The organism is Cytobacillus sp. IB215665 (assembly GCF_033963835.1).
GTDB lineage: Bacteria > Bacillota > Bacilli > Bacillales > SM2101 > Nanhaiella.
Genome location: NZ_JAXBME010000003.1, coordinates 419210 through 431901 on the forward strand (window position 1 = coordinate 419210; position 12692 = coordinate 431901).

Here is a 12692-nt window from a genome sequence, read left to right on the forward strand (position 1 = left end):
TGTACATGTAGTTTAGCAGATAAATGGACTATTGCGATAAAACAGTCTAATATAGAAGTACATAAAATAATTGTAGGGAGATTTGTGCATTGAAGGATCGTAAGTGGTATCAATATTTGCTGTTTTTATTCGCAGCATTAGTATTATGGAAATTTGTAGATAATTATGAATTGGTGAAGCTGACGGTCTCTTCATTTTTATCGTTACTCTCTCCATTTTTTGTCGCCTTTGGAATTGCTTATTTATTAAAGGCGCTAGTTGATTATTTTGAAGGAAAGTTCAAAGTAAACCGCATTATAAGTATTACTACTGTTTATTTGTTATTCTTTTCATTTATAGGCTTAATCTTCACTTTTATAACGCCAATTATTATTGATAATATAGGTAACCTAATTAGCAACCTACCTAAGTATATAGAAGATACAAACAAATGGATAACAAAATATATCGTTGAGAATGAACTGTTAGAAAAATACGGTATTACGTCAAATGTAAATACATATACTAATGATCTATTTTTGAAAATTGGAGAATATACTAGTTTGTTTTTAAATAAGCTTGCTGACTGGTTAATATCCCTTACATCCACAGCTTTCAATATTTTAATAGGAATTATTATTTCGATCTATATGCTAAAAGACAAAGAGGCTTTTGGTGCCGGAGCAAAAAAATTGGTTAAAGCATTACTCTCTGAACGCTATGCGAAATCTGTTCTACAATTTTTCAGTCATTTAGATGAAGTTTTCTCAAAGTTTCTAGTTGGAAAATTGTTAGACTCCCTTATTATAGGAATATTATGTTTTATAGGTCTTTTAATATTAAATGTACCGTACGCACTATTAATCAGCTTAATTGTAGGTATTACTAATATGATTCCATATTTTGGTCCATTTATTGGAATGGTACCAGCTGTTATCATTACATTATTTAGTGATCCAATCCAAGCACTATGGGTAGCCATTTTCATCTTTGCACTTCAGCAATTTGATGGTTACTATTTAGGACCAAAAATTTTAGGAGATAAGGTTGGTTTAAGCCCAGTATGGATCATTTTAGCTATTATAATCGGTGGTGGTACATTTGGTGTAATAGGGATGTTCATTGCAGTACCAATTGTAGCCGTCATAAAAACTACGCTTGAAGATTTAGTAGAAGCTAGATTATCTAAATAAGAACAAATACCTTAACATTAAGTAGTTCAGTTGGATTATAATTAATCATTTCCAATATGAACTACTTATTTATGTTATCTATAGTTGGTTTTAACTACTATACATATCAAAAAAGCACCTTACTGACCTAGTTTAGTACAATTAGCAGTAAATTATGCTTTAAGAGTATAAAACTAACAAACCCAATTAACTTAAAATTAGAAATTTATGGTATTATTAATTCCAACACACTATAGAACTACTGTAAACTTTATTGAATTCATACAGGGGTGAGGTTTTGAAGAAAAAACTAACTGGCAAAGTAATTGGATTTGAGTTAAATAGTCAAGATCCTGAAAAAGCCAAGGCATTTTATGCTAATGTATTCGGTTGGGAAATTGCTGCACCACAATGGGGGTATCACGCTGTTTCGACTAGTGAAGAAGCAAATGAAGGAATAAGTGGGGGGATTGCAAAAGGCCCAAATGATTATCCTCACGGAACACGTATACAAATTGAAGTTGAAGCGATTGACGATGCTATTTCCAAAGCAAAAGAAAACGGTGCAATGGTCGTAAGAGATAAGATGGAATTTGATGAGTATTACCTCGCTTATTTAGTAGACCCTACAGGAATTGGTCTAGGTCTTATTCAAAAGAAATAATATAGATATACATATTAGCATTCATAATGTAAGGTCATTTTTCATCATCAACCCAGCTTCTTAACCAAAAGCTGAAACATAAGAAGTCAGGTGGAGACTTACTCCACCTGATTGAAAAACGTATAGAGCAGATAGCTAACATTAAAGCAAAGCTAGCTATATACACCTTTTTTTGCTAAAGGTGTATTCGCATTCAATGGTGTTTTTCATACTAAGGGTAATAAAAAACCCTTATAACCATTGTTCCGTGACACCTTTTCTACTTGTAAAGAAGCTTGGTATTCTTCTTTATTTGCAGTAGGTATTTAGATACTACTTAAAACTTAATTCAAGTATGATTTGTAAGCCATGTAATAATATCTTCATACACCTCATCCCGGTTTATTTCATTCAACATTTCGTGCCGTCCATCTTTATATAACTTACAAGTAACGTCTTCAATACCTGCCGCCTTATACGCTTCATATACTTTCGATACACCTTTCGAAAAATTACCCACGGGATCTTTTGTACCCGAAAATAAGTATATCGGTAAATCTTTTCGTATTCTTAAAATATTTTCCCTTTTATGAATGACCTCAAGGCCTGTAAATAAATCATAAAAGAAACTAGAAGTAAATACTTCACCACATAAAGCGTCGTCGACATATTTATCTACTTCTTGTTGATTCCGTGATAGCCAATCAAAATCAGTTCGTTTCGGTTTAAATGATTTATTATAGCTACCAAAAGACAGTTTATCTAACCGCTTGCTACGATGACGCCGTCCTTTCTTAATCATTTCATTTTTTGCTAATCTCGCCCCAATTTTCCCCAAGATTCCTGGGTCTCCGCCTGTCCCAGAAAGTATTACACCGGTGATCTCTTCACCATGTAATTGTATAAATCTTCTAGATAAAAACGATCCCATGCTGTGACCAAATAAAAATATTGGCAGTTGTTCATGCTGTTCCTTGATCAGGTTAGTGAGTTGAAACATGTCGTCTACAACTAAATCAAAGCCGTTTCTATCTGCAAAATATCCAATGTCCTCTTCATTATTTGCAGTATGTCCATGACCTCGATGATCATTACCATAAACAATATATCCCTCATTGACGAGTGCTTGAGCAAATTTATCATACCTACCGATATGTTCTGCCATACCATGTGCAATTTGGACAATTCCTCTTCGGTACTCGGATAATTCAGGAATCCATTTTTTAGCATAAATCTGCTCACTATCGGTTGCTGAATAAGTAAAGGTTGCAACGTGCATCATAACATCCCCTTGGCGTAATTTTCACTTTGTTATATTTTATTTTGACTACACATAGAATTAATCCTTCTAATCAATTAAAATATATGCAAATAACATAATATTTCATTAGCTTTAGTTATATTTAAGGCATACTGCTTTTCCATATGAAATCAAATGAGAAATATTATGAATAGGAGCGATTGTATGACAGGTTATTCTTCTAAAAACCATTCATATAAAGGTGTACTAGGTGATATGGAATCGTTCGTTGATCATATAAGTGACGTACTTCAATGCCCTATAACCATTGAGGATGCTAACCACCGATTAATAGCTTATAGTACACATGATGAACGAACAGACCCTGCAAGAATCAAGACAATCATTGGAAGAAGAGTTCCTGAAAAAATTATTAACAGTCTATGGAAAAACGGTGTAATTCCTGCTTTATTAGCACGGGACGAACCGCTGCGTGTTAAAAGTATCAGTGAAGTCGGTTTAGGGTCGCGTGTCGCAATTTCGATTCGCAAAAACAAAGAAGTATTAGGCTTTATTTGGGCATTAGAAGTAGAGAATCCCCTAGCTGAAGATGACTTGGTTTATTTACAAAAAATAGCACAATTAGCAAAGAATCATCTGTTACAGCTCCAAATTCGTAAGCAACAAAACAAAGAGGGCTATCAAGAATTTTATTGGAAATTATTAACTGGTCATATGTTATCAAAGGATGAAATCGATAAAGAGTTCTATCAATTACAACTAAATCCTCCTAAATTATTTTCAATCATCGTCTTTCAATTTGAAAGTAGTATTGATCATAATATAGAAAAAAACATTACATATATTTTAACTACATCACAACGGGTAAAAATTATTTTTTACACTATTGATTATAATAAATTAATATTATTCACATCACCTAAAGAAGAGAACAACGAGCAAAAACATGAACTGACTAACTTTATCGAACTTTTTATAAAACGAATGAAAGAACGCTTCAACGTCACAAATATTATTGGAAGCGCAGGACAAGTCTATGATAAGTATGAAAAAGTTGAAACTAGCTATAAAGAAGCGTTAAATGTACTTGATCTAAAGGAACGTTATCCTAATGAAATGAATAATATTTTAAGTTACCAGGATATTGGCATCTATCAATACTTCGATATTTTATTAGAAAAGAAACGTAAGGATGGTATTGAGAATCATTCAATAAACAAGCTTGTAGAATATGATCGCCAACAAAATAACCATTTACTTCAGACATTAGAAGCTTATTTAGATTTTGACGGGAATATTAATGAAACAGCAAAACATCTCCATATTCACGTCAACACATTATCTTACCGATTAAAACGTATTTCAGCGGTTGGTGGTATAAATCTAAAGGACCCCAACCAAAAACTTACCCTCTATATCGAAATGAAATTAAGCCGCTTAATGTAAGGGTCTGCCCCTCAATACTCGAACGTTTTAAAAGTAGTGAGGGGCAGACCTATATCATTTGTGGAAATCCACAAATGGTCAATTTTACATTTTTGTTTTTACACAAAGAAAAAATATTTTTTTACATTTATACTAACCTTAAATATATGATCATGTTATTTAGTGACATTTATCAAGGGGGATAAAAGGATGATTATAGGGGTACCTAAGGAGATTAAAAACAATGAGAACCGTGTTGCCATCACTCCAGCTGGAGTTGTAGCATTAACGAATGCTGGGCATAGTGTATTAGTTGAAATGAATGCAGGCGTTGGAAGCGGATTCACAAATGAAGATTACAAAGCATCTGGTGCACAAATAATTGATTCTGCTCTTAAGGTATGGGACAGTGCAGATATGATTATGAAAGTCAAAGAACCACTGCCATCTGAATACAATTACTTTCGCGAAGGTTTAATCTTATTCACATACCTTCACCTTGCAGCTGAACCAGAACTCGCACGAGCTCTTGTTGATAAAAAAGTAACAGCGATTGCTTATGAAACAGTTGAAGTAAATCGTACATTACCGTTATTAACACCAATGAGTGAGGTTGCTGGTCGCATGAGCTCACAAATAGGTGCGCAATTCTTAGAAAAACCGAAAGGCGGAAAAGGTATTCTCCTTGGTGGAGTTCCAGGTGTTTCACGCGGAAAAGTTACTGTCATAGGTGGTGGCGTAGTTGGTACAAATGCGGCAAAAATTGCTGCTGGACTTGGTGCTGATGTAACGATAATTGATTTAAGTCCAGAACGTCTTCGCCAATTGGATGACCTGTTCGGAAATAGCATACAAACTTTAATGTCAAATCCGTTAAATATTGCGGAAGCAGTAAGGGCATCCGATCTAGTTATCGGGGCTGTTTTGATCCCTGGTGCGAAAGCTCCCAAACTAGTTACAGAAGACATGGTTGCTACGATGAAACCTGGTTCTGTTATTGTTGATGTTGCGATTGATCAAGGTGGGATTTTTGAAACAGTTGATCATATTACAACACATGATAATCCAACATATACGAAACATGGCGTTGTCCACTATGCAGTTGCAAACATGCCTGGTGCTGTACCGCGCACATCTACGATCGCATTAACGAATGTAACAGTTCCATATGCATTACAAATCGCTAATAAAGGCGTTGGAAAAGCAATCGCAGATAATATGTCCTTAAAGCTTGGTGTGAATGTTGCGAACGGTTCAGTAACATATGAAGCAGTCGCAACAGACTTAGGATACGAGTACATTTCAGTTGATCAAGCACTCAATAAAGAATTAACAACTATTTAACAACAGATGTTAATAAAAAAACAGAGGACGACTTATTAATAGGTCGTCCTCTTGTAGTAGCCAAGAATAGTTTTAAGGTAATTGATCTAATGCTTGTAATGTATTACATACAACAACAGCAAGCTGAGCTCTTGTCGTATCACCATTCGGTTTAAATGTACCGTCTGAATATCCTCCTACAATACCGTTTGTTGCAAGTGCGTCGATGTAATCAGCTGCCCAGTGGTCAGACGAAATATCTATAAACGATGATGTACCACCTCCTTCTAACTGAAACAATAACGTAATGATTTTTGACATCTGTGACCTTGTTAAGGTGCCATCAGGATTAAATGTATTTGCCTTGACGAATATCCCCATTTCAGTTAGTTTGGCGATTGCATAATATGCAGGATGGTCTTCTGAAATGTCTGTAAACCCAGGGTTAGCAGGTATATTTTCTGTAAGTGGAATGGCATTGGCAAGGATAAATGCTGCTTCGGCACGCGTCACACCCCTATCAGGCTGAAACTCACCTTCAGGTAACCCAACTAACAAGCCCGCATTGGCTAATGTCATGATCTTTTCATATGCCCAATGAGCTTCTGGTACATCAACATATTCAGGGGCATTAGGAGGTGTATCTTCAACTGAATTATAATACTCAAAAAAAGCATCAGCCATTAATTGATACCCTTCTTCAGTCGGATGTACGTCTAATGGATTAGGAATTAAATGTGTAGCATCTGTCCCAAAGCTATCAAATACTGGTATAAAAAATGCATTTTCATTCTGCACTATTGATTCAAGTGTTTCATTTAATGTCTTACTCAGTTCTATAAGCTGAGCCTTCTGTTCATCCGAAGCATGTGGATAAGGAAAATAATAACCCATAATATAAATCTCAGCTTCAGGGCTTAGCTCATTTACTTTAGAAATAATATTAGACATATTTGAACGAATGCTGGCAAGAGCAGGCGGTACAACAGCTGGATCTATACTAATCTCCCTCGTATCTGTATTAATTTCTACAAGTTGTAATAAATCATTCGCACCAGCAGATATTGTAACAAGATTTGCTTCTGCTAACTTTTCTTTAAGTGATTCATTTTCGAGATTATCTAGTACATCCTGTGAAGTATAACCTGGAAAACTAAATTCTTTCGTAAATGTGTCTATAATACCTTCTTCAATAAATTGATTACCAATTAGGTCAGCATAACTATTCCCTAGCTCCTTATTAGGAGTAATACCAGCTGCCAATGAATCTCCCAATGCTATGTAATTAACAGTTTCTTGAGACTCCTCAGCAGATACTGGAGATAATACTCCAACAAACATGAGTAAAAAGCTCATTAATACAATATAACTCTTTTTAAACGATTTGATCATTTTTTCTCCCTTCAAATTTTTTATCTCTTAATCTAAACTTACTTTAACATGTATACGCTACGTGCTATAAAAGATTACACTTAGTTAATGCTGAGAATTCCTTAGGAAATAGCATACAAACTCTAATGTCAAATTCATTTTCACAAAAGCAGTATAGGAATCCAATCTAATTATGGGGGTGTTTTGATCTATGGTACGAAAGCGCTTGAGTTAGTTACAGAAGACATGGTTGCTACGATGAAAAATCGTTTACGTATTGGTGATGTTACAATCGATTAAGGTGGTTTTTTTAAACAGTTGATCATCTAATCCAACATACTTGAACTTGAAACTGGGTGTTGCTCATTACACAGTTGCAAAAATGCCTTATGCCGTGACACGCACATCTACGATGCCCTTAACGAATATATCGTTCTATATGCACTACAAATCTCTTATAAAAGTATTAGGTCATCGCAAAAAATACGTCCTTATAGTTTAGTGTGAATGTTGAGAAGGTTCGGTAACATAAACAGTCGAAACAGACTTAGGCTACGAGTATATTCAGATGGTCAAGCACTCCAAATTGAATTTACAACTATTTAACATGTGCAAAATTTGAAGAGAAGGATGCCTCTAATAAAAAAGAGTCATCCTTCTCTTGGATTTATGCATCCTCTAACACCCATGTAGTTAGCTCCATCAATACATAATTTTAATGTTACCCTGTAAGGACGAATTCGTTAGGATCGATAGCATGAGTAACTCTGAAACGATGTAATTATATGATAGTTGAAACAATCCTCTACTACATTCATTTGTCACTTTAATTGTATGCTCTTATAATGATTGCTCTTAATTATCCCTTCAACTTCATCGATTTTATAAATTTTTTAGAGCCGGTTGAAATAGGCGTATTTTTTAACGTTACGATGCCAAGTTTCCTAACCGGCATATCTTCCTGTAAATTCACTTCATAAAGTAAGTTTTGTTCTAACTCTTCCATAACAAACTCCTTAGTCACGAACCCAACCCCTAGACCAATTTTGGAACATTCAATGAGCAAATCTACACTCCCCAGTTCAATTTCAGGTTCAAAAGTTAAGTCATGTTTTTTAAATAAGCCTTCTATAAACTTCCTAGAACTACTGTTTTTAGAAAATGTAATAAGTGGATAAGTCGAAAGATCTTTAAATGATACTTTAGTTTTTAATATCTCTTTATACTTTGAACTTACGACGAAACAGCTATGGATATTAATGAACTCAGTAACATCCACTTGATTATCTTCGATTGGCAAGTGGACAATCCCGAAGTCAATTTTCCCTATTTTTAACAACTCAATGATGTTAGGTGTCGTCCCGTGTTTTAATTGAATTTGAACTTGTGGATACTTCTCAGTAAACGTTTTAATATGAGGAAGTAAATAATGTTTACATAGAGAATCACTGCTACCTATACTTATTTCTCCACTCATTAAGTTTTTTAACTCATTAACTTTCTTCTCACCTTTTTCAATAAAATGAAAGGCTTGCTCTACAAAATGAAATAACATTTCCCCTTCTTTTGTTAACCTAACTCCTTTTGATGTCCTTACAAACAGCAATGTATCTAACTTCTCCTCTAATTGTTTTATTGAATGACTAACACTAGGTTGTGTTAGAAACATTTTTTTTGCTGCTAGTGAAAAACTTTTTTCTGTTGCAGTAATATAAAAAACACGATACAAATCTAAATTCTCAATGATATAAATCACCTCTATGATTGCTATAAATAACATTAATTATATTTATATCTAGAAGTTAATTATAATATACAAAATGGGAAGTGACATACGTGTAAGATAAAATATTATTATATGAGGTGAGTGCAAAATATGAAGAACTCATTAATAGACATGAAGGCTAGATCTCCTTGGTCCTCATTAAAAGACACAAATGTAATAAAGATTTCTCCAAAAATCGGTAACATAAATGGGATAGTAACAATCCCAGGTAGTAAAAGCTTTACTAATAGAGCATTGATTTTAAGTGCTTTAGCTACTGGGAAATCTGTCATTTCAGGTGTACTAAAAAGCGACGATTCTTATTGGTGCCTAGAAACATTACGTAATTTAGGGGTAGGTATTTCGATAAATGATGATATAGTGTCTATCGAAGGATTAAATGGCACGTGGTCAGAAAGAAATGAACCTCTTTACATCGGCGCTGCTGGCACCATTGCAAGATTTTTACCAGCTGTGTTAGCGATTGCCAATAAAGGATCTTGGGAAATACATGCTAGCAAAAGAATGAGTGAGCGGCCTATAAAGCCATTAATAGATGCGCTATTACGAACTGAGGCTAGCATAAAATACTTGGGACAAGATGGATACTATCCTCTAATGGTAAAAGGATCAGGCTTGAAAGGAGGAGATATTTCAATTTCAGGTGCATTATCAAGTCAATTTATTAGTGGCTTATTAATAGCAGCACCTTATGCAAAAGAAACTGTTAACATAGCAATATTAGATCACATTGTTCAAAAGTCCTATGTAAATATTACATTAGATTTAATGAAAGAATTTGGTGCAGAAATTCAATATGATAAAAACCTTAGCCATATAAAAATTGAGCCAAAGAGATATGTAGCTCAACACATTCATATAGAGCCCGACGTATCTACAGCAAGTTATTTCTTAGCTTTAGCTGCGATAACTAACGGCAGAATACGTATACCAAATATCAATTATCAAACGAAGCAGCCAGATATTCAATTAACTGATATATTAGCTCGTATGGGCTGTAAGGTTACGAAAGGAGCTAATTATATCGAATTACAAGGACCACCGAAGTTAAAGGGTGGCTTCGAAATAAGTATGAAAGAGATGTCAGATCAAGCATTAACCGTTGCAGCAATTGCACCGTTTGCTGACGGACCAATTACCATTAAAGAAGTAGCTCATATTAGACATCATGAATCAGATCGAATAACTGCCATTTGTACTTCTCTTTCAAAACTAAATATTAAAGTGACAGAATTTGAAGATGGTTTAACTGTCTATCCAGGAGAACCAACCCCAACATTATTACATTCTTACGATGACCATAGAGTCGCCATGGCTCTATCACTGATTGGTTCTCGTGTTGAGGGGATAATGATAGATAATCCGGGATGTGTTTCAAAAACATGTCCAACTTATTTTGATTTATTACGAGAGCTAGGATTAGATGTTTCCTAGACCGTATAATGGTATTTATCAAAGGCTGTTTTTACATTTATAGTTGTTTTTCGCTATAGAAATAAACCCATATGGCACCATTTCTCCTCTAAAAACTATATAAATTATATAATTTACATCAGATAGTCAAAATTAAGAGAATAAATCAACAAAAGTTTACGAAAATAGCCATTATTAAATAGTAAGGTTCGGAAATATCTCAAACAACTGTAGTCATTCAGTAAGTCTAGGAACAGAAAGTTCTTTCGTTTTTATCTTTTTCCGGCAGAAGACTCTCACCTCAAGGAATGAGAAGGGCAAAGCCTAATGAGTAGGTGTGAGATGAATGTCGGTTGGTGTCAGCCAAAACTATTGGTAGAATATACTTGTACAGATTGCTCTTTGAAAACTGAAGATATGAGGTTGTTGTAGGAATTCGTCTGCAACGTAAAATCTTCAACGTTCCATCGCCCACGCTCGCCGAAGTTGCGAAAACCAAGCTAAAGTAGGGAGCGTGTGAGTAAACGTACAAGCTTTGCTTTTAGGGTAGGGACTACCCGTAGAGCCTGCTAAATAACTTGCAGTTACGCTAGTGTTCGCAGGAATCTCCCACTTCAAGCGTAGCTAAGTGGTGAGTAGTTCAATGAACGGGGTGAGATTTGATTAAGTAGCCGTGAAAAATCTAGCTTATCTCAGCCCCCTTCCAATGTAATGTGCGCCAACAGGTACTAAATTTAGCTCTCTGGCCCAAACAGATAGTTGACCGAGATGATGTATCTCATGAACAATGACATGATTTAAAATTTCTATCTTCGTAAATTCCTCGTTATCCCACGACACGGTAACATGTTCATCATCTAACCATTGTGAGTTCTTCTCAATAATGCCCTCAATGTCAGAGCGACAAGCATCTGAAAGTGAAATAATGTTTTCAAGCGTATAATATTTTTTAAATTCTATCACCTTATCCTCTTCACCTTGAATTGCACGAATCCAACTGTACTCAACTTCGATAATGTGAAATAACGTATAAAGAATGCTCCCAACGCCTCCAACACGATCTAATAATAATTCTTCAACAGTTAATTGCTTGCACCAATTGAACCATTCATCTCTTACCTGCCAATTGTATTTGAATAAATTAAATATGTTATTTGACTCCACTCTTATAGCTCCAATCTATAATTTATAATCTATGAAGTTAAATATTTTTTGCATCCTACGTCAATCTTTAATATATTGTAAATACGTCAAGTATAAACTGAGGTGAATAGTCATTGAAAAAAATAGCTATAATCGGAGCAATGCAGGTTGAGATTGACCTAATAAAAAATGAAATGGAAATCCTCTTTGAACACAAAATTGCAGGCTTTTCTTTTTATGAAGGAACTCTTTTTCATCAGCCTGTTATACTCACACGCTGTGGCGTAGGCAAAGTAAATGCAGCTTCTTGTACACAGATTTTAATAGATAAGTTTGAGATTGACGCGATAATTAATACTGGCGTGGCTGGTAGTTTACGAGATGATATAAAAGTTTGTGACATTGTTGTATCGTCAGATGTAACTCATCATGATGTGAGAAGTTCACAAATGAAAAATCTTTTCCCTTACCAAGAAGCATTTTATGCGAATAAACAACTAATAGACTGCGCGATTACAACCTGTGATTCACTAAAATCGACAACATATCATATAGGTCGAATTGTTAGCGGAGAATGTTTTGTTGAAGGTAGTAAAATAAAAGAAACAATCATCGATACATACTCACCTGCTTGTGTAGAAATGGAGGGTTCATCAATTGGTCATGTAGCCTTTTTAAACGATATCCCATTTCTTATCATTAGATGTATATCCGATAATGCTGATGAACAAGCTTCATTATCTTATGATTCCTTTGAAAAAATTGCAGGAGAAAAGTCTTCAACAATAGTAATGAATATGATAAAAAATATATCATCTGTAGTAATTTAACTGGCATGACAATACTGATTTAACTTACAATTTAGCATTGGCTAAAATAATCACATTCCAATTTATTATTATGCCCACCTGAATAGGTGGGTTATTTATTGATTGTTTTTCAAAATAAAAACAACATAAAAAAATGATAGCAGGGTTAAAATCCTATTTATTAGTCAAATTTTAAATGTCAGACATTTAAACAAAACTAAGCTAATTTTCATCTAAGAAAATGGGATTATGACGCATTGTACATCTTTCTATCTCTCAGTGAACCTCTCCAACTAATTATTGTACAATTTGATGGAGCATCCCTTGTCTTAAATAGAGTACAAAACAAGCTATTAAGCCACCTTCG

General features: G+C 34.5%; 10 protein-coding genes. 6 read left to right on the forward strand and 4 right to left on the reverse strand.

All coding sequences use genetic code 11. The features are described 5' to 3' along the window. Nucleotides 1–89 precede the first annotated feature (89 nt). Both SLH52_RS06180 and SLH52_RS06185 read left to right on the forward strand, forming a co-directional pair. Nucleotides 90–1172: an AI-2E family transporter gene (locus SLH52_RS06180; RefSeq protein ID WP_320208398.1), complete on the forward strand. Its 1083-nt coding sequence runs from the start codon at nucleotides 90–92 to the stop codon at nucleotides 1170–1172. A 277-nt stretch (nucleotides 1173–1449) separates the two neighbouring features. Further along, nucleotides 1450–1815 carry a VOC family protein gene (locus SLH52_RS06185; RefSeq protein WP_320208399.1) on the forward strand — a complete coding sequence of 122 codons (366 nt, stop codon included), beginning with the start codon at nucleotides 1450–1452 and terminating at the stop codon, nucleotides 1813–1815. 328 nt (nucleotides 1816–2143) lie between these two features. Here SLH52_RS06185 and SLH52_RS06190 read toward each other — a convergent pair whose 3' ends face one another. Further along, on the reverse strand, nucleotides 2144–3073 hold the full coding sequence (locus SLH52_RS06190) for an alpha/beta hydrolase (RefSeq protein WP_320208400.1): 930 nt from the start codon (nucleotides 3071–3073) through the stop codon (nucleotides 2144–2146). Nucleotides 3074–3259: 186 nt separating this feature from the next. Between SLH52_RS06190 and SLH52_RS06195 the strand changes: the two genes are divergently transcribed. Next, nucleotides 3260–4501 (forward strand): PucR family transcriptional regulator, encoded by a 1242-nt coding sequence (locus tag SLH52_RS06195; RefSeq protein ID WP_320208401.1) that lies wholly within the window; start codon nucleotides 3260–3262, stop codon nucleotides 4499–4501. 189 nt (nucleotides 4502–4690) lie between these two features. After that, nucleotides 4691–5824: an alanine dehydrogenase gene (ald, locus tag SLH52_RS06200; protein ID WP_320208402.1), complete on the forward strand. Its 1134-nt coding sequence runs from the start codon at nucleotides 4691–4693 to the stop codon at nucleotides 5822–5824. 72 nt (nucleotides 5825–5896) lie between these two features. Here the strand turns inward: ald and SLH52_RS06205 are convergent, their stop codons facing one another. Further along, the gene (locus SLH52_RS06205) at nucleotides 5897–7195 is read right to left on the reverse strand and encodes an S-layer homology domain-containing protein (RefSeq protein ID WP_320208403.1); all 1299 of its coding nucleotides are present in this window, start codon (nucleotides 7193–7195) and stop codon (nucleotides 5897–5899) included. A gap of 838 nt (nucleotides 7196–8033) precedes the next feature. Beyond that, on the reverse strand, nucleotides 8034–8903 hold the full coding sequence (locus SLH52_RS06210; RefSeq protein WP_320208404.1) for a LysR family transcriptional regulator: 870 nt from the start codon (nucleotides 8901–8903) through the stop codon (nucleotides 8034–8036). A 147-nt stretch (nucleotides 8904–9050) separates the two neighbouring features. On the opposite strand from SLH52_RS06210, the gene aroA reads away from it, so the two are divergent. After that, complete coding sequence (aroA, locus tag SLH52_RS06215) at nucleotides 9051–10394, forward strand: 3-phosphoshikimate 1-carboxyvinyltransferase (protein WP_320208405.1); 1344 nt, start codon at nucleotides 9051–9053, stop codon at nucleotides 10392–10394. 666 nt (nucleotides 10395–11060) lie between these two features. Here aroA and SLH52_RS06220 read toward each other — a convergent pair. Continuing rightward, a complete protein-coding gene (locus tag SLH52_RS06220) occupies nucleotides 11061–11522 on the reverse strand; it encodes a DinB family protein (protein WP_320208421.1) in 462 nt (153 codons plus the stop codon). Nucleotides 11523–11650: 128 nt separating this feature from the next. Here SLH52_RS06220 and SLH52_RS06225 point away from each other — a divergent pair, with 128 nt between their 5' ends. Continuing rightward, on the forward strand, nucleotides 11651–12346 hold the full coding sequence (locus tag SLH52_RS06225; RefSeq protein WP_320208406.1) for a 5'-methylthioadenosine/adenosylhomocysteine nucleosidase: 696 nt from the start codon (nucleotides 11651–11653) through the stop codon (nucleotides 12344–12346). Nucleotides 12347–12692 lie beyond the last annotated feature (346 nt).